This window comes from Bacillus sp. FSL K6-6038 (assembly GCF_038050455.1).
Taxonomy (GTDB): domain Bacteria; phylum Bacillota; class Bacilli; order Bacillales; family Bacillaceae_G; genus Bacillus_A; species Bacillus_A pseudomycoides.
Map to the genome: position 1 here is coordinate 807,263 of NZ_JBBOUH010000001.1, position 19,158 is coordinate 826,420.

11 protein-coding genes, 2 pseudogenes and 1 riboswitch are annotated in these 19,158 nt (G+C 35.6%); of the genes and pseudogenes, 9 read left to right on the forward strand and 4 right to left on the reverse strand.

The genetic code is table 11. The features are described 5' to 3' along the window. Window positions 1-243: 243 nt before the first annotated feature. On the forward strand, window positions 244-1,050 hold the full coding sequence (locus tag NSQ40_RS04190; RefSeq protein ID WP_098017790.1) for a hypothetical protein: 807 nt from the start codon (window positions 244-246) through the stop codon (window positions 1,048-1,050). Between the two features lie 213 nt (window positions 1,051-1,263). Here NSQ40_RS04190 and NSQ40_RS04195 read toward each other — a convergent pair whose 3' ends face one another. Further along, complete coding sequence (locus NSQ40_RS04195; RefSeq protein ID WP_003203194.1) at window positions 1,264-1,395, reverse strand: hypothetical protein; 132 nt, start codon at window positions 1,393-1,395, stop codon at window positions 1,264-1,266. Window positions 1,396-1,729: 334 nt separating this feature from the next. Between NSQ40_RS04195 and NSQ40_RS04200 the strand changes: the two genes are divergently transcribed. The 6 genes and pseudogenes from NSQ40_RS04200 to NSQ40_RS04225 form a co-directional block, all read left to right on the forward strand. Beyond that, the gene (locus tag NSQ40_RS04200) at window positions 1,730-2,782 is read left to right on the forward strand and encodes a DUF5667 domain-containing protein (RefSeq protein WP_341286062.1); all 1,053 of its coding nucleotides are present in this window, start codon (window positions 1,730-1,732) and stop codon (window positions 2,780-2,782) included. 78 nt (window positions 2,783-2,860) lie between these two features. Next, window positions 2,861-3,583 (forward strand): RNA polymerase sigma factor SigI, encoded by a 723-nt coding sequence (gene sigI, locus NSQ40_RS04205; protein WP_033798662.1) that lies wholly within the window; start codon window positions 2,861-2,863, stop codon window positions 3,581-3,583. Continuing rightward, entirely contained in the window at window positions 3,576-4,766 is a 1,191-nt protein-coding gene (locus NSQ40_RS04210; RefSeq protein ID WP_341286063.1) for an anti-sigma factor domain-containing protein, read from the forward strand. Before sigI ends, NSQ40_RS04210 begins: the two co-directional genes overlap by 8 nt. Window positions 4,767-5,327: 561 nt before the next feature. Further along, a pseudogene (locus tag NSQ40_RS04215) lies at window positions 5,328-5,486 on the forward strand (IS6 family transposase); the annotation flags it as partial. Window positions 5,487-5,622: 136 nt separating this feature from the next. Continuing rightward, entirely contained in the window at window positions 5,623-8,976 is a 3,354-nt protein-coding gene (locus NSQ40_RS04220; protein ID WP_098716173.1) for a glycosyltransferase, read from the forward strand. Between the two features lie 79 nt (window positions 8,977-9,055). Beyond that, a pseudogene (locus NSQ40_RS04225) lies at window positions 9,056-9,194 on the forward strand (tyrosine-type recombinase/integrase); the annotation flags it as partial. A 115-nt stretch (window positions 9,195-9,309) separates the two neighbouring features. Here the strand turns inward: NSQ40_RS04225 and NSQ40_RS04230 are convergent. The 3 genes from NSQ40_RS04230 to NSQ40_RS04240 form a co-directional block, all read right to left on the reverse strand. Further along, complete coding sequence (locus tag NSQ40_RS04230) at window positions 9,310-10,515, reverse strand: ABC transporter permease (protein ID WP_098716172.1); 1,206 nt, start codon at window positions 10,513-10,515, stop codon at window positions 9,310-9,312. A 69-nt stretch (window positions 10,516-10,584) separates the two neighbouring features. Continuing rightward, window positions 10,585-12,009 (reverse strand): amino acid permease, encoded by a 1,425-nt coding sequence (locus NSQ40_RS04235; RefSeq protein WP_018767658.1) that lies wholly within the window; start codon window positions 12,007-12,009, stop codon window positions 10,585-10,587. 151 nt (window positions 12,010-12,160) lie between these two features. Beyond that, window positions 12,161-12,343, reverse strand: a riboswitch (Lysine riboswitch). A 387-nt stretch (window positions 12,344-12,730) separates the two neighbouring features. Beyond that, window positions 12,731-14,170: an NADP-dependent glyceraldehyde-3-phosphate dehydrogenase gene (locus NSQ40_RS04240; protein ID WP_098716171.1), complete on the reverse strand. Its 1,440-nt coding sequence runs from the start codon at window positions 14,168-14,170 to the stop codon at window positions 12,731-12,733. Between the two features lie 841 nt (window positions 14,171-15,011). Between NSQ40_RS04240 and NSQ40_RS04245 the strand changes: the two genes are divergently transcribed. Continuing rightward, window positions 15,012-16,766 (forward strand): ABC transporter ATP-binding protein, encoded by a 1,755-nt coding sequence (locus NSQ40_RS04245; RefSeq protein WP_018767656.1) that lies wholly within the window; start codon window positions 15,012-15,014, stop codon window positions 16,764-16,766. Next, window positions 16,763-18,763, forward strand: coding sequence for an ABC transporter ATP-binding protein (locus NSQ40_RS04250; protein ID WP_098716170.1), 2,001 nt, complete (start codon window positions 16,763-16,765; stop codon window positions 18,761-18,763). The genes NSQ40_RS04245 and NSQ40_RS04250 overlap by 4 nt, the downstream gene beginning before the upstream one ends. The last annotated feature ends 395 nt before the right edge of the window (window positions 18,764-19,158 follow it).

Genomic DNA, 19,158 nt, shown 5'->3' on the forward strand with positions numbered 1-19,158 from the left:
AATAAATTCGTACCGTTTTGAATAAAGTTTAACCGTTTGTAAAAAAGTTGCACCGTTTTGCATCATCAGGTAAAGCTGCCACGGTAAAACTCCTGAAGTTTTGATCAAACTTTATTCCAAACCAAAAATTAGAACAATATCCATTCTAAAACAAAAAAATAGGATAATTCTATATAAATTGTGATTAAATAATATATGGAATGTTGAAAGTATTATTTGTTATAGGAAGCAGGTGTACTGAGAGTGAAGAAAGTAATAGCAACTATTTTTATAGTAGGGTTTAGTGTGCTACTACTATATTTATTTACTGATGTTTTTACAAAAATAAAACTCCAACAACCGGTAGGAGATTATTTATCAGAGCATTATGGGATAAAAGATGGAGAGTTTAAAATTCTTTCTGCACATGATAATTGGATTGAAGGAGGGGATATTCAAACTTATGTAGAAATAAAAAAACCGTATTATACTACTACTTATTTAACCGTAGACCGAAATTCTTATGAGATAGATGAAGAGGATAGTAAGTATGTCTTCTTAGATATATTTAAAGGGGCTTATATTCAACAACATAGTGATGTTTTAAAACAATCAAATAAAATTATTAAAAAATATAACTTATTAAGTGAATCTACTGACGCATTTGAAATGGAGAAACAAAATTTCTATTACTATTTAAACTTTACTATTGATGAACAGCAGGAAAAAGAATTACTTACAAAGTTCAAACAAAGCCAAGAATTAAACACAAAAAAATTAATTAAAACTTTAAAAATTAGTGAATCTAGAATTAATGCTTATTATAAGGGGGTTGTGAATTTTAATTATTATTATAACGCCGAAAAAAATAAGGGGAATATACCGGATATCCTAAGTGTTATGGATGACTTTAAAAAGAGTAATGTTTTAACAGAAGGTGTTTATAATATAGTACTTCAGCCCAGAAGTTCTTCAGGTGGACAACATGATGGTAAGGAGAGTTATGTTATGTTTAGTGTAGATAAATCAGGTGAATTTAAGGTAATAAAAAAAGATGAATATAGGGGATGATTCATACATACAAGGTTAAAAAAGTACGCGTATCAAATAAACCCTGACTTCATAAACGGGCGCAATTGTATAGAAACACGGGCAGAAAATGATCAAACTTTTTTATAAAAACTGTACACACAATCCCAAAGAAAGAGTCGATTTTGATCAATCTTTTTTCAAAATCGATTCTTTTTGTGTACCATAGAATGTGAGTTTGTAAGAGGTTTTTGATCAAACTTTATACCAAAGCAACAGTTGTACGAAACCAACATCTCTAGCAAGATCTCGTAAGATATTTGGAGATAAAAAGCTTTGAATCTCTTGAGCAAATAGTTGTAATTCATCAGATACAGAAATAGACATACAAAAACGCCATCCTTTCCTATGATTCTACAGAAAGAATAGCGTATTTTTTCATTTTAGGGGGTATTTTGTTTTATTGGCTTGATAGCGATGTGGTGCTACCCCATAAAGAATATTGATATGTGAGGGTTTTACTGCCCGCGAATAGCGAGATAAAATGAATGCGAGTATTTTTACATATGAATCTATGAAAAAGTTGATGAAATTGTCAGCTTTTTATTTTTGAAAAAAATTGTTTATCTATTTTTATAAAAAAATGTTTTTTTGACCCCTATAAAATTTTTATTTCCTCCGAATATGTATAGTGAAGAAAGCAAATGGAGGAAAAATCATTATGAAAAAAACACTATTAAAAGGCACTATGGTAACTATGATGGCATGCAGCCCGTTTCTGATGGGAACAGCAGCGTATGCTAGCGAAAACACAGATGCGGTAAAAACAACGGAAACTGAAAAAACATCTTTAGTACAAGGTGACGTCTTTTATTTTGTGAAAACTATGGTTGAAGATATTAAAATGGCTCTTGCGACAAACGATTTAGAGAAAGCGAAGCTATTGTCTGAGCAAGCCGCGGAACGAATTACTGAAGCAAGTGTACTAATTGAAAAAGGAAAAGGCGATCTTACACAAGATACATTAGAAAAAGCGGCGGAAGACTTAGAAAAAGCAGATAAGCTTTCTGGCGAAGAGAAAGCAGAAACAGAAAAACCTGCTGGCGAAGAAGAAAAAGAAGCAGCGAAAGTAAAAGTGCACATCGGAAACAACATCGAAGCATTAGCAAAAGTGCTAGATCAAGTGAAAAATCCGAAAGCAAAAGCTGCAATTACCAAAAATATAGAGAAGAGTTTTTCAAAGATTGCAGCTAAAATAGAGAAAGAGAAAGAGAAAGAGAAAGAGAAGAGAGAGAAAGAGAAAGAGAAAGAGAAAGAGAAAGAGAAAGAAAAACAAGCGGACGCTATTGCAAAAGAAAACAAGAAAGCAGATCAAAATACAGAAGTAACTCCAGCACAACCAGAACAAGTAACGCAACCAGAACAAGTAACACAACCAGAACAAGCAACACAAGCAACACAGCCAGCAAAACCGGCACAGCCAGCACAACCAGCAAAACCGGCACAACCAGCACAACCAGCAAAACCGGCACAACCAGCAAAACCAGCACAACCAGCAAAACCGGCACAGCCAGCACAACCAGCAAAACCGGCACAACCGGCACAACCGGTACAACCAGCGCAACCAGCACATAAACCGGCTGTTTCTCATGAGAAGCATGAGCAATCAAACCACAAGGGTCAAACAGAAAAGAATGATCATCAAGACAACGGTAAAAAAGTCGGTCACGAAAAGCATGAAGAACAGCAAGAAGACAAGCACAAAGAAAAGTAGTAAGAAAATGTGATGAAATGGTCACTTCTTTAGTGACCATTTTGCTATTTGAAGCAAAAGGAGGGAGGGGGATTACTAGTGTTGAGTTTAGTGATGAAGATCATAAAAAAACCGAAAATAGAAGATATCGTATGTAACATACAAAACAACGGAGGAGATAAGGAAGCTTTTATCGCACAGTATCGGCCTTTTATTCGAAAATCAATCTCGTCTGTCTGCCGCCGGTATATTACGGAGCAGGATGATGAATACAGCATTGGATTGTTTGCGTTTAATCAAGCAATTGAACAGTATTCATATAAAAAAGGAAAATCTTTTCTAGCGTTTGCTGAGCTTCTTATAAAAAGGGATGTAATTGACTATATACGCAAGGAGTCTAAGCATAATCTCGTCTTTTTAAAAGAAGACCAGCAAGAGGAAATGGTAGAAATGCAGGTATCGCTTACGGAGTATATGAAAGAGATGGAAAACAGAAACCGTAAGGAGGAGATTCTTCATTTTCAAATTGTGCTAGCTGAGTTTAAAATCACATTTTCAGAGCTTGCTAAGGAATCTCCAAAGCATCGTGATACGCGTGAGCACTTAATAGAAATTGTAAAGATTATTATAAAAGAAGAGAAAATGATGGAAGAGCTGTTCCGAAAGAAAAAGTTACCGCTTAAACACATTGAACCGCGTGTTAGGGCAAGTCGTAAAACGTTGGAGCGGCATAGAAAATACATTATTGCAATGTGTATTATCTTTGCAAACAACTATACATATATTCTTGATTATATAAGAGGGGGGAAGCATGATGAATAAAGGGATTGTGATGGATATAAAAAAACATAGCATAGTTGTTTTAACTCCGGATGGAGAGTTTATTACGTTTAAAAGAAAATCGCACTCTTATATGATTGGAGAGGAAATCTCGTTTAACGTACAAGAACAAAGAGTACCGCGTTTTTCAATCCCTTCTTTCTTAAAGCCTGCATCATTACTTGTTGCTTGTTTTCTATGTGTGTTTCTGTTTTTCTACAACCAACCGGAAGAAAAAGCATTCGCTTATGTCTCAATTGATATTAATCCCAGTTTAGAGGCGAGCGTAACAAAGGATCTTCGTGTTATAGATTTGCGAGCTTGTAATGATGATGGAAAGCGCATTTTAAAAGAAATGAAACGATGGAAAAATGAACCTTTGCAAGACGTAGTACGTACCATTGTAAAGCAAAGTCAAGAGGATGGATACTTAACGAAAGACAAGCAAGTTATGCTAACAGCTGTTACAAAGGACAAGTCGCTAGAACCACAGTTGGAAAAGACTATGCAAGGATTAAAGAAAGAGTATGAGACAAAACATGTTACAGTCGTATATCAAAGCAGTACGATGCAAGTGCGAGAGAATGCCAAGAAAGCAGGAGTTAGCACAGGCGTCTATATAAAGCAAGAGAATGAGAAGAAGAAATCGCTTACTCCTCCTGCACCGCCGTCTAATCAGGAGGAACACCCTCAGGAGATACATTCGCAACCAAAGTCATCATCCGATGCATCATCGGATTTGTCTCCTGTAAAAGAAGAAAGATATGAGAAGCAAGAGCAAATAGAACAAAAACAATCCCAGGAACAGCAACCCCAGCAATCAAAAGGAAATAATGGGCATCAGCAAGAAAACAACGGTAAAGAGTATAAACAAGAAAATAAAGAGTCTCAGCAAGAAAACAATGGTAAAGGGTATAAACAAGAAAATAAAGAGTCTCAGCAAGAAAACAACAGTAAAGGGTATAAACAAGAAAATAAAGAGTCTCAGCAAGAAAACAACGGTAAAGGATATAAACAAGAAAATAAAGAGTCTCAGCAAGAAAACAACGGTAAAGGATATAAACAAGAAAATAAAGAGTCTCAGCAAGAAAATAAAGGCAATATAAACGAAAACAACGGGCATAAAAAAGAGGACAAAAACGTTCCTGCCACGCAACATCAAGGGAAAGAAAAGAAAAATCCATAGAATATTTAAGAAGTATAGGGTACATTGTTTATCAAGACCTAAATGAAAAATTCCCAATAAGTAAAGGACAATACATATTTTATATAACCCCAAATATGATATTTTTATAAAAAAGTTTAATCAAAATTCACTTAGAATTCTTTACGTGAAGGGATAAAGCATCGCATCTTTTTTTAAAACGTCGCAACTTTCTTAAGAACTTCGCGTCTTTATTCAAAGCATCGTGATTTTATTTCAAAGCCAGAGTAAGAGTAGAAAAAATTGTAACGCTAGGGAATAATGAAGCTAAGTATTTTTATTTTTGGGACTTAGATGGAAATATGTTCGAAGCGGCTTGGTCGGTGTGGGATGAAACTGTATAAAGAATATTGATATGTGAGGGTTTTACTGCCCGCGAATAGCGAGATAAAATGAATGCGAGTATTTTTACATATGAATCTATGAAAAAGTTGATGAAATTGTCAGCTTTTTATTTTTGAAAAAAATTGTTTATCTATTTTTATAAAAAAATATTTTTTTGACCCCCATAAAATTTTTATTTCCTTCGAATATGTATAGTGAAGAAAGCAATTAGAATTGAAATCATTTCGTACAGCAACCTTGATTTTGAGAGGTATCGAAGCCATGCATATGATGAAAAAAGGGCAACTTCACCAAAGGGTGAAATCTGCCCAAAATGAGGTTGAAGTCATTCATAAGATATTTGGATTAGTCGTTTGATCTCAAAGTTAACAGGAAATTACTGTTCTATATTCCTATTAAGCTATTTTCGCACCAAAACCCTAGAAGGTCTATCTGTTAAAATAGTTTGCGTTTGTACTTAGAATAAAAAGAAAAGGAGTATGTAAAAAAAATAATGGAGAAAAAAATTCAACAAGAGAAAGATAACTCAAAACCCGTTTTCTATGATCCTAAAGGAAGAAGAAAAATAGCTTTCAGTTGGTTTCTATGTATCTCAATAGTTAGTATAAGTATTGTATTTTATTTTTTCTTTCGAAGTATTTTTTCAACACCAGAAATTCCAAATATGAATCCTTCTGTAAAGCAAGATACTAAACTTGTACCTATTAATCAAAAACTCAGCGACCAGCAGTTAAAGAAGGGAGAATTCAAATCTCCTAATACCGAAATAAACAATAATAAAAATTCAGAAAAATCAACAGACAATGGCGAACAACCTAAAGAAGTTTATGGTTTTTATGTAAACTGGGATGAAAATAGTACTGCTTCTTTAAAAGAAAATATCGATTCATTAACCATGTTAGTACCAGAATGGTATCACTTAAAAGCAAACTTAACAATTAGTAGTGAGATTAAACCTGAGATTGTAAAGTTAGCAAAAAAAAATCATGTAAAAATTATGCCGTTGCTTACTAACTATACGCAAGAAGCTTCTGGTCCTGATAGTAAACTTATTCATAAGTTACTGAATGATTCAGATGATGTACAGACAAAGTTTATTAATGATTTAGTAAAGCGAATTGAAGAGAATCAATTTGCAGGTATTAATATTGACTTTGAGTCAATACCTGAAGGCGATAGAGATAAATTAACAAATTTCATGAAAGAACTTACTACGGTCTTTCACAAACATCATTTGCTCGTAACGCAAGATGTCCCTGCTAATGATAAAGCCTTTGATTATGGTGCATTAGCCAAAGTAATAGATCGTATGATTGTAATGATGTATGATGAGCACTATGGAGCAGGGACACCAGGACCAATTGCTTCAAATAAATGGTTTGAACATACGCTCAATGATCTAAACATTCCCTCTGAGAAACTTATAGTTGCTTTCGGTAACTATGGATATGATTGGGAAGTAAATAGCAAAAAACCTGCGAAGTCTTTAACTTTCTCAGAAGTTATGACAATGGCTCATGATTCAAATATAAAAATTCAATGGGATAAGATCAGTGGAAATCCTTATTTTCGATATAAAAAAGGAGCGAAAGAACATACTGCTTGGTTCTTAGATGGTGTTACTTTTTATAATCAAGCAAAAATCGCAATGAACAACAATGCAAAGGGATTTGCATTATGGAGACTAGGAGCAGAAGATCCTACTGTATGGAAAGCTTTAAAAGATCCTATTGAGGTACAAAATAATCCTGATGCATTACATAAAATCGCTAGTTTAGATGAAGTAAATTATTCTGGGCAAGGCGAAATTTTACAGATTGAGAATGAAAGACAAAATGGATTGAGAGATTTTAAAGTAGGCAAAGAAGGTTATCTTACAGATGAAGTATATCAATCACTACCATCTGCATATCAAGTGCAGCGCTATGGAAAACCAAAAGGAAAACAAGTAGTACTAACATTTGATGATGGACCAGATCCTAAATACACACCGGAAATCCTAGATATATTAAAAGAGTATAAAGTAAAAGCAGCCTTTTTTGTACTTGGTGAAAACGCCCAAATAAATCCTAATCTTGTTAAAAGAATATACGATGAAGGCCATGAAATTGGCAATCATACCTTCAAGCATCCGAACGTAGCTGATACGTCTTTACTACGAACAAAAGTAGAGCTGAATACAACTCAGCGCCTGATTCAGGAAATAACTGGACACTCTACGGTTTTATTTAGGCCACCATATGAAGCGGATGCTGAGCTGGATTCACCAAATGAAATAGTACCTATTTTGCGTGCACAAAATATGAACTATACAATGGTGGCAGAAAAAGTTGATCCTGAGGACTGGGCGACGCCCTCAACAAGTGAATTGGTAAAGCGTGCTCTTAATCCCATTTATAAGGGGGAGGGAAATGTTATTCTTCTCCATGATGCAGGAGGAAATCGTACTCATACGGTAGAGGCGCTGCCAATTATTATTAAAGATCTTAAAAAGCATGGATATAGTTTTGTAACAATTTCAGATTTAATGGATAAAGAACGAGATGAAGTAATGCCTCCCGTTTCTTCTGAGGGTAAGCAATATTTACTTTACAACAAAGCTGTTTTTTCAGGAGCGGGGTATTCTAAGCATATATTAACAACTATTTTTTATATTGCTATTGGATTAGGTATTTTCCGATTCCTATTTTTAATTTATTTTGCATTCAAGCAAAAAAGGAAAACAAGATCTCGTTTATTTACTAATTCGTCTTATCAACCTTTCGTTAGTGTTGTGATAGCAGCATATAATGAAGAGAAGGTTATAACCAAGACGATTCGCTCAATTTTGGATAGTGATTATAGAGAGTTTGAAGTTATTGTTGTTGATGACGGATCGAAAGATGGTACGTCAAAAGTAATTCAAGAAGCATTCCATAAACATCCTAAAGTTTGTTTAATTCAGAAAGAAAATGGTGGGAAATCATCCGCAATGAATTTAGGATTTCAAAAATCACGAGGAGAAATTATTGTCACTTTAGATGCGGATACTATTATTGCGCAAGACGCTATTTCTCTAATGATTAGACACTTTGAAGATCATAATGTAGCAGCAGTTTCAGGCAATGTCAAAGTGGGAAATAGACGGAATTTGTTAACTACTTGGCAACATGTTGAATACATTACAGGATTTAATTTAGAACGCAGAGCTTTTGATGAGTTGAATTGTATCACGGTAGTTCCTGGAGCTATTGGAGCATGGCGTAAAAAGAATGTAGTTGAATCTGGATATTTAAGCGAAGATACACTGGCAGAAGATACGGATCTTACTATAACATTTTTACGTCAAGGGCATCGAATTGTATATGAAGAAAAAGCATATGCTTATACGGAGTCACCTGAAGATGTGAAAAGTCTCATTAAACAGCGATATCGTTGGTCGTATGGTACACTCCAATGTCTTTGGAAGCATCGAAAGGCATTGCTTAATCCAAAGCATAAAACATTAGGGTTTGTTGCATTACCTAATATGTGGTTGTTCCAATATGTCCTGCAGTTCATTGCTCCTTTAGCAGATATATTAATGATTATAGGGCTATTTGGTAGCAATCCGCTAAAAGTTTTGGGATTTTATCTTGTATTCTTTCTAATGGATCTTCTCGCTTCTCTTTTTGCATTTAAATTAGAGAAAGAGAATCCTAAACCATTAGCCTGGTTAATTTTACAACGCTTTATTTATCGTCAATTTATGACTTATGTTGTAATTAAATCTGTATTTTCATCTATTCGAGGGGTAGCGGTAGGATGGAATAAACTAAAGAGAAGGGGGAGTGTTAAGCACTCCTCTGAACATAATGAGGCATCATAAGAGAGCAGATAGTCTGCTCTCTTTTTTTACTAGTAGTTTCTTAATTTGAATAACAATAGTTGTGAATGGTGTTGAATGAAAAATGCAAGTGGTAGAAAAAGAGAGAAAGGGAAAGTATGCTTTCTTGAATGATTCTGAGGTAATATACCATTTTGTGCACTTACAAAAAGATAAGGATGAGAAGAAAAAATAGAAAAGAGGATACAGATGAATTCTTTAATTTACTCATTTTATTTTCCCTAATCTATTTGATTGTCGAGAATATAAAAACAGAAAGTGTAGCTTCTTTAGCTAAACTTTCTGTTTTTTCTTTCAGAATACACAATCATTCATTTAAATTTCCGATGAAGAAATTCGTTTTTTGGTTCTTGGTAAGATAATAAATTTGATAAAAAATATACTGACTATAATAGTTGAAAGAACAAGTAAAAACTGCTGGAGTGCAGCGAATATAATAATGGAAAATAACGCTAGCTGAACGACTGCTAATGAAAATACAAGAATGAGAAATTGATTTATTCGTGTGTCGTGTGAGATAGGATATAATGTCACAATATTATTTCCCGAAAAATATTTCCATAAAGTACGAAGCTGCATAGAGGTCATATATAAGAGACAACAAGTAATAGCGCCTTTTGCAAATACATTCGGTACGAAATATAAAATAAAAGAACCGATAATAGTCAAACGAATATATATACCAAAATAATCATTCGCACGTAAGAATGATAAAGTGTTCAAATATAAAAAAGTAGATTGTTTTTTATGTAATATAGGTTCTAGCCAACTTGTTAGCCATTTTCTTTGTTTTACTTGTTTTTTCAGCTGCGGGACATCGGTGAAAAAGTTTGCAAATTGGTAAAAGTGCATGTCCATTTTTTCTTCTTGCTCAATTATATATTCCCATCCAATTTGTTTTGTTGGTTGTTTTGTTGTATAAACAAATAGGAAGACAAGAAGTAATAGCATTGCACCTAATAGAACAACTGATACGGACTGAAAGAGCATATAAAGAATAAGTGCATTACAAGTGAAGCGAATAATAAACCAGATTTGGCTGTTATATTGATCACGCCATATCCAATTGATATATAGGTTCCAACCTTTTATTAACATTAAAATGAAAAAGATTGTACATAAGAATGGAACGGTTGTCTGTAATGTTTGCATTGCTAGCGGTGTAATGATTAGAAACGTAAATAGCAATGGAAAAAGTTGAATGACATAATTGTATAGAAGAGACTGTTTGAAATAAGATGTTAATTTCTCTTCGAGTGCCAGTAAATAGACAGCGTCAGGCTTCTGGATAAAAGTACGAATCGGGCATCTCGTTATCATGATGGTAAGCAGAGATATAATGATGATTAATGAAATGCCTTTAGAAGGAGATGTTTTAAGAAACTTGGCGTAATAATACGCACCAATGCATGAGACGAAGATAAAACTGTATAGTAGACCGCTAATCATGCGTGCAAAGTACATGATGACGTTTTGAATATGCTTTTGGAAACGAGTGCTCCATAGTGTTTCGATTGACATGTTTTTTCACCTCTGTCTTCTATTATATAGGTTTCTTTCTTATACAAAAATAAAAACGAGCAAATTGCTTTAAGCAATTTGCTCGTTTTTATTTTCTTCATTTTTTTTCTTATCGCGATTCATTAATGGATAAAATGCAAAGCCAATTACAAATAAGCCGATTCCAAGAAGGAATGTTTTTATATCTGAGGATCCAGTTTTAATGACCCACAGTGCATAGCAAAGTGCAATGACTGCGATAATACCATCCATAATCCTTGAACCGGGTTCGTTTTTATACGTTTCACCAGTTGCAACGAGTTTTAATTGGAAGATTGGTGAAACGAGATAAGGGATTAAGTAAGCTAGGGTTGAGACAGTAATAACGAATGTATAGGCCTCAGCAATGGTCCCTGATAACGTTGAGAAAAGGAAGACTTGCGACATAATATTTGTCAGTCTTAGTGAATAAATTGGACTTCCTTTTTTGTTTGTTTTTGCAAAGAAGGAAGGGAAGAATCCTTCTTTCGCCGCTTGATAAGGTACTTCTGAGCTTAATAAAATCCAGCCTAAGATAGAGCCGAATAGGGAAGTAAGAGCAAGTAGTGCCATCAATTTCCCGCCGCCGTGGCCCATTGCAGCATTTAATGCATCAGCTAATGGACGTTCAGAAGTTTGTAATTTATCGATGTGAAGAACACCCATTGTTAAAATGGTAATTCCTAAATAAATGGCAACTGTTATCAATAAACCAGCTACAGTTGCTCGTTTTACCGTTTTTGGAGACACAGCACGGTTTGATAAAAGAACAGCTGATTCAATACCGATAAATGCCCAAAGTGTTGTAAGAGCAGCTAAATTTATTTGTGAAAGTAGTCCATGTGACACGCCTTCTTTATCAATCATTGGTGTGTACCATTGTCCAAATTTTGAAGCTTGAAATGCAAACAAAGTCACAACAATGAATAGAAGGAATCCAGTCACCTTTGTTGTTGTTGCTAAGAAGTTTAACTTCCCAGCTCCGCTTACACCGTTTGTTAAAATCATATGTGTTCCCCATAGTAAGACAGAACAAATAGAAAATGTAATTAGTTTTCCAACTTCTATATCGAAAGAGCCAATCGAAAATAATAGGCGTGTGTCTTTCATAATCGGGAAGAAGAGTGATAAATATCCCGCAAAAGATGTAATAATAGCGACATTACTTGCCCAGTTTGCAACCCAATAGCCCCAAACCATACTGAAACCAGCCATTTTTTTCTTTTTTGGTGATGAGAATAATGCATATGCATGACTTTGTGGTCCTGTCGTTAAATCAGGACGACGAATTGCTAAATTACCGAAAACAAGAGCTAGCATTAAAACACCAAACCCTGTTGTTAACCAAGCTAAAGTGACACCGAGAGGGCTTGCTGTTTGTGCTAACGTACTTGGCACCATGAAAATACCAGCGCCAACCATGTTACCGACAACGAATGCTGTCAGTACCCAAAAACCCCATTTTTTTTGTTGCATAAAAAATACCTCCAAAGTTAGTATAACCAAGTCAAGCGAGGAGATATGTATGTCTTCCAAAAAGGGAAGAAAGGTAAGCTTCATACAAAACAAAAAAAGCACGTGTAATTGTCGCTACGTGCTTTCTATCTTATAGGAAACCCACGACATACCTCTCGATAGCTCTCCACAAACAAGTTGTTTGTGACAGTTCTGCACTTATTAAATAGCAGACCCAGCAAGAATGCACAGTGGGCATTTCTTACTTCGGCAACCATTCCTTTCCCATTCATTCATCGATGCCACTACATCTCCTGAAATGATACTCTTAATGACTGCAACCTCTACCTCACCGAGATACGAATGAGGATTTATGTATTAAATTAACATAATCAAGGGTAACAAATGAATTTTTATACGTCAATGGATATAGTAATAATCAGACTATAGTGAACAATTTGTCATTAAAAGAAGAGGGATTTTTTTAGAAATAGGCTCTGTTAATCTGTGTGTTAAACTAATGAAGCAAATATTTTTGATATTTTGTCTCACTTGAGTCTAGAAAAACAACATAGTTATTCTGTAACTTTACTTGAGAATGTGATGGATTGGTTAATGAGAGAAGAGAAAGCGGGCTCATTGTAGCTCTTTTTTCTGTGCTGAAATATTACCATATAACAGAGCCTAGGAATAAAAAAAGAAGCTAAGTCTACAACCGTAGATTAGCTTCTAACACGAAATATTATACTAAGTTTAATACAGTTACTTTTTCACGTGTCATAGACTCAAGGCTCTTACGAATACCTTGTGCTCCCATACCAGAACCCTTCACACCGATGAATGGGAAGTGGTCAGGACCACGCTCTGTACGTCCGTTAATTTGAACGGAACCAGTATCGATTTTGTTTGCAATTGCAAATGCTTTATTAATGTCTTTTGTGAAGACACTTGCTTGTAAGCCGAAATCTGATTTGTTCGCAATTTCAATTGCTTGTTCATCAGAAGAAACACGGATGATTGGAAGGATTGGGCCGAATGGCTCTTCCCAAGCAACTTTCATATCTTCTGTTACATTGTCAATTAATGTTGGGTAAATTAAGTTGCGCTCGCGTTTGTTACCAATTACGATTGTAGCGCCTTTTTCTACTGCATCGTCAACTAATCCTTGAACGAAATCAGCAGATTTATCGTCGATTAATGGCACGATTGTACTGTCTTGTTCTGGAGAACCAACAGTTAATTCAGCCACTTGATCTTTTAATAAGCTAACAAGCTCGTCCGCTACATTTTCATGTACAAGCACGCGCTTGATTGCAGTACAGCGTTGACCTGAGTATGAGAATGCGCCACTAACGATATGTTTTGCTGCTTCTTGTAAGTCAGCATCTTCACGTACGATACCAGGGTCTTTACCGCCAAGTTCTAATACAAGCGGAATCATAGCAGCTTTTTTCGCTAAGTGAGCACCTGTGTTTGTACCACCTGTGAACGATACCATATTTACGCCAGGATGTTCTACTAAGTAGTCGCCGATAACAGAACCGCGTCCTGTTGCTACGTTTACAAGTCCTTTTGGAGGACCTGCTTTATGAAGAGCTTCAACCATTTTAATACCGCTAATTGCGCCTTGTGTTGCTGGTTTAAAGATAACAGCGTTCCCCATAATAAGAGCTGGTGCAAGTTTTGCAGCAGATAAGTTTACAGGGTAGTTAAATGGTGCGATTGCTAAAATAACACCACGTGGTGCACGTTGAATGATTGCAAGCTTGGATTTAGATCCACCAGGGAAGCTATCGCCCATCATGCTTTCGCCATGCATGTGTAATGCTTCATCTACAGTATAACGAATTAAATCAGCTGTACGAACAACTTCTTTTTTCGCATCTTTATAACCTTTACCGACTTCTTTCATTACGATATCGGCAATTTCATCTTGCATATTTACGAGCTCATCAGCCCATTTATATAAATATTTTGCACGATCTTGAAGAGAAGCTTCAGCCCATTCTTTTTGAGCTTGTTGTGCTGATTTAATTGCTTCGTCAACTTCTTCACGAGTAATTGCTTGTACTTTACCAATTACTTCGTGTAAGTATGGTGATGGAATATCAATTGTTTGCCCAGAAGAGCTTTCTCTCCATTCACCGTTTAAATAAAATTTGTACGTATTGCTAGTTGTCATGATTTGTCCTCCTAAAATAGCAACTTGTAAGAGTGAGTATATGGTGATTGTAGGGGGTTTGAGAACATTTTTCAAACAAAATGTTTATGGAAACGATTTCTTATGTGATTTTTATTTTGTATGCCCTTTCTTAAAGGGGTTTACCTTATTTGTAAGTGAAATATAGGATTATCTATAATAATATCGATAGATAATTTTTTCGAGTATCGAAGTGGTATTGTACATCTTTTATTTTTGGTGATAAAAGTTTATTTTGTAAAATAATGAAAAAACAATTGACAGAAAAGTTGATAAAGTTATAAAATTAAAAATGGAAAATAAATGAAGGGGGTGCGCGTAATGATTGTAATGGTAAATATGACTGGCTTAGTTGGATTACATGGTGGGAAACATTCATATCATTACGCAACCCGTACGGAAAGATAGTGCTTTTTTGTTTTTTCAAAAAGCGTACGTTGCGTATTTCGTAACGTACGCTTTTATGCGTTTTTGCGCATATCGTCAAGCGGCGGTATGCGTTTTTTTGTCTCTATTTTGGTTGTTTCCATACTTTGTATGGTTTCGATAAAGTGAAACTTCCATTCGTAAGGGGGATTTATCTCCCACGGATGGTTAGTTGAACCAATCGGGCATTAACGGGCAGTTATCCCCTTATCTATCGTGTTCATTTCTTGCTGAATCTTGAGGTGGGGATTTTACTGCCCGCAAATAGCGGGGTAGAAAAATATGGAAGGTGAGAAGTTATGGTGAAACAGTACAATTGGTACGGTGTAAAAGCAGGGGCTTTTGATAGTGGATAACAGAAATAGACTGAAACAAAATCGAGAAGGGAGAGATTTCATTGTTTTCAGTATTACAAAAGTTAACATGGTTTTTTAAAGAACATTGGAAGAGGTATAGCATAGCAATTGGAGTGCTTCTAATTGTAAATGTAATAGAGGTAATTCCTCCGAAAGTAATTGGATTAACAATTGATCATATAAAAGTAGGTTCTTTAACAAACGAAGTGATTATACAGTATGTTTGGATTTTATTTGGGGCGGCAGTTGGTGGGTATGTACTCACCTACGTATGGCAGCACCAATTATTTGGCGGTGCATTCGTGCTTGAAAAAACGATGCGTTCAAAATTTATGGGGCACTTGTTGAAAATGACGCCGACCTTTTATCACAAAAATCGTACTGGTGATTTAATGGCGAGAGCGACAAATGATTTAAAGGCGATTGCTATGACTGCTGGTTTTGGGATTTTGACACTTGTTGATTCTAGTTTATATATGCTCACAATTGTTTTTATGATGGGATTTTCAATCAGTTGGCAACTTACAATTGCGGCACTTCTTCCCTTGCCGATTATGGCATATGCGATGAATATATATGGGAAGAAGTTACATGAACGCTTTACGATTGCTCAAGATGCTTTTGGAGATATGAATGATAAAGTACTTGAATCGATTGCAGGCGTGCGTGTTATCCGTGCATATGTACAGGAAAAAGCTGATGAGCAAAGATTTCATCAATTAGGAACAGATGTATATAAAAAAAATATGAAAGTAGCAAGAATTGATGCACTGTTTCAGCCGACGGTTAAGATGCTAGTTGGTCTTAGTTATTTAATTGGTCTTGTATATGGAGCATTTTTAGTGTTCCAATCGAAGGTTACTCTTGGTGAACTTGTGTCTTTTAACGTTTATCTTGGGATGATGATTTGGCCAATGTTTGCGATTGGTGAATTAATAAATGTCATGCAGCGCGGAAATGCTTCGCTAGATCGTGTCAATGAAACGTTAGCGTATGAGCCTGACGTGAAGAACGTGAAAAAGCCGACGCGTGTACACGAGCCAGAGTATATCGACTTTGATAAAGTTTCCTTTTCGTATCCTGCTTCACCTAAGCTTAATTTGAAAAATGTTTCTTTTTCATTAAAGCAAGGGGAAACGCTTGGTATTGTTGGGAAAACAGGGAGTGGTAAAACGACTCTTGTTCGCCAGCTCCTTCGTCAGTATCCACTTGGAGAAGGGGATATTACGGTGTCGAATGTTGCGCTTGATGAAATTTCAACCGAAAACGTACGAAGTTGGATTGGATATGTACCGCAAGAGCATATTCTATTTTCAAAAACAGCACGAGAAAATATTTTATTTGGGAACAGAGAAGCAAATGAGGAGGAGCTTCAAAAAGCAATTGAAATTGCAGCATTTAAAAAAGATCTGGAGTTTCTTCCAGAAGGATTAGAGACGCTTGTTGGAGAAAAAGGTGTTTCTCTATCTGGTGGACAAAAACAACGGATTTCGATTGCGCGAGCTGTGATTCAAAATCCGGAAATTTTAATTTTAGATGATTCATTATCGGCTGTGGATGCTCGAACAGAAGCAGCGATTATTGAAAATATACGGAGAGAAAGAAGCGGAAAAACAACAATTATAACAACGCACCGCCTGTCAGCTGTGCAGCATGCTGATTGGATTCTCGTTATGGATAATGGTGAAATTATCGAAGAGGGAACACATGATAGGCTCGTTTTGAATGGTGACTGGTATGCGGAGCAGTTTGAAAGACAGCAGGGCGAAAACGTAGAGGGTGAGGTGAAAATATGAGTGTTGGAAAACGGTTATTTCAATACGCTATGAAAGTAAAGGGAACCATTTTTGTGGCACTTGCAATGTTATTTATTTTCGTTATTGCAGAGCTTGCAGGCCCATTTGTAGCAAAGACAATGATTGATGATCATATTGTCGGTATTGAGAAACCATGGCATGAAACAGTGCAAGGGGACGATGCCGTACTTTATAACGGAGCTTGGTATAAGCGAAGCGACCGCTTTGAACAAGGTGAACAAAAAGGAAAAGAAGTTCGTATTATACAAGTTGGTTTCACTTATTATTTTGTACCTAATAAGGTTGCAGCAGAGGGAACACGTTCTGTAAAGGGAGATATTATTACAGTTCAAAGTGGAAAAGCAACGCAAGTGTATAAAGCAAAAATGTTAACAAACAAAGAAGTGTATTCGTTTTATGAACCTGAGATGAAACGATTACTTTTACTTGGCGGAGGATATTTTGCACTATTGTTAGTTGTATCTTTATTTGCATATGGTAAACAGTTTTTCTTACAGAAAGCATCTAATAAAATCATTCAAATTATGCGTGAAGATGTCTTTTCTCATATTCAAACATTACCGATTCGTTATTTCGACCATTTACCAGCAGGGAAAATTGTATCGCGTGTAACGAATGATACGGAGGCCATTCGGGAGTTATATGTAACAATTTTAGCGACATTTGTTTCTAGTTTTATTTATATTATCGGAATCTTTATTGCTTTATTTTTACTTGATATGAAATTAGCGCTGTTATGTTTAATTATCGTACCAATTTTAATTGTTTGGGCTGTTGTATATAGAAAATATGCCTCTGTGTACAATCATAAGATGCGCTCTCGGTTATCAGATATTAATGGAACAGTGAATGAATCCATCCAAGGAATGCCTATCATCCAGGCATTTCGTCAAGAACGTGCAATAAAGAAAGAATTTGAAGAATTAAATGAAGATTACTTTAAGTACCAAAATAAAATTTTAAATTTAAATGCAGCGACATCGCATAATTTAGTGGGTGTCTTACGCAACATTGCTTTTACAGCGGTTATTTGGTATTTTGGCGGTGCCTCTTTGAGCGCTGCTGGGATTATCTCTTTAGGGATACTGTATGCATTTGTCGATTATTTAACAAGGCTCTTCTCACCAATTACAAATATGGTAAACCAGCTTGCGAATTTAGAGCAAGCGCGCGTTGCATCGGAACGTGTATTTGAACTGCTGGATGAAAAGGGCGAAGTAGTGGAAGAGGAACGTATACCACGTCTTAATGGAAATGTTCGATTTGATGATGTTTCATTTTCTTATAATGGGAAAGATGAAGTGTTAAAAAATATTTCTTTCGAGGCAAAAAAAGGAGAGACGGTGGCCCTTGTTGGTCATACGGGATCTGGGAAAAGTTCTATTATGAATGTACTCTTCCAATTCTATGAGTTTCAAAAAGGAAAACTTACAATCGATGGGCATGACGTAAAAAATATACCAAAGCAAGCACTCCGCGAGCACATGGGAATTGTATTACAAGATCCATTTTTATTTAGTGGTACAGTTGCGTCGAATGTAAGTTTAGAACATCCAAAGATTTCAAAGGCTCGAATTGTAAAAGCACTGCATGATGTAGGGGCAGAACGATTTGCTAACAATATAGAAGAAGAAATTACGGAAAAAGGAAGTACCCTATCGACTGGAGAGCGCCAACTTATATCTTTTGCACGTGCGTTAGCATTCGATCCTGCCATTTTAGTGTTAGATGAAGCGACTTCAAGTATTGATACAGAGACTGAGGCGATGATTCAAGGGGCACTAGAAGTTGTAAAGAAAGGAAGAACAACATTTATTATTGCACATCGCCTTTCCACAATTAAGAGTGCAGATCAAATCATTGTGCTCGATCGAGGGACTATTCTTGAAAAAGGGTCACATGAAGAATTAATGCAGAAAAAGGGTCGTTATTATGAAATGTATAAAACGCAAATAGAAGGAAGTCAAAGTGCGTAACTTTCACGAAATGTTCAGAAAACTTTAAAGCAATGTTTACAAATGCTCCCATCCCTTTCCTTATCCATGTGATATGTTGGAAGCAAGGGGGAGATAGAGATGGAAGAATTATCAGTTACATTTAACATTGCTTTCTTTTTATTATTGTGCGGAATGATCGGGTATTGTGTATTAGATTCTTAAAGGCAAGCTCTTTTAAGAGTGTTGAGAAACAGGGGCAGCTGCCTCTGTTTTTGTCGTTGTTTGTCAAAATGATAACCCCATAGTTAGTAAAATGATTGTTGAGAGCAGTTAACCTCTGATAAACTTAATTTATCAGAATTTTCCGGACTGATGATTGTTTGATGTTTCGTTAAAGCATAGGATTGAGGAATAAGCATAAGAAAATTTCACTA

Excerpts from the sequence above, each read along its gene's own strand:
- NSQ40_RS04195 (WP_003203194.1), bottom strand. The coding sequence starts at position 1,395 with ATGTCTATTTCTGTATCTGATGAATTACAACTATTTGCTCAAGAGATT.
- NSQ40_RS04200 (WP_341286062.1), top strand. The coding sequence starts at position 1,730 with ATGAAAAAAACACTATTAAAAGGCACTATGGTAACTATGATGGCATGC.
- NSQ40_RS04210 (WP_341286063.1), top strand. The coding sequence starts at position 3,576 with ATGAATAAAGGGATTGTGATGGATATAAAAAAACATAGCATAGTTGTT.
- NSQ40_RS04220 (WP_098716173.1), top strand. The coding sequence starts at position 5,623 with ATGGAGAAAAAAATTCAACAAGAGAAAGATAACTCAAAACCCGTTTTC.
- NSQ40_RS04230 (WP_098716172.1), bottom strand. The coding sequence starts at position 10,515 with ATGTCAATCGAAACACTATGGAGCACTCGTTTCCAAAAGCATATTCAA.
- NSQ40_RS04235 (WP_018767658.1), bottom strand. The coding sequence starts at position 12,009 with ATGCAACAAAAAAAATGGGGTTTTTGGGTACTGACAGCATTCGTTGTC.
- NSQ40_RS04240 (WP_098716171.1), bottom strand. The coding sequence starts at position 14,170 with ATGACAACTAGCAATACGTACAAATTTTATTTAAACGGTGAATGGAGA.
- NSQ40_RS04250 (WP_098716170.1), top strand. The coding sequence starts at position 16,763 with ATGAGTGTTGGAAAACGGTTATTTCAATACGCTATGAAAGTAAAGGGA.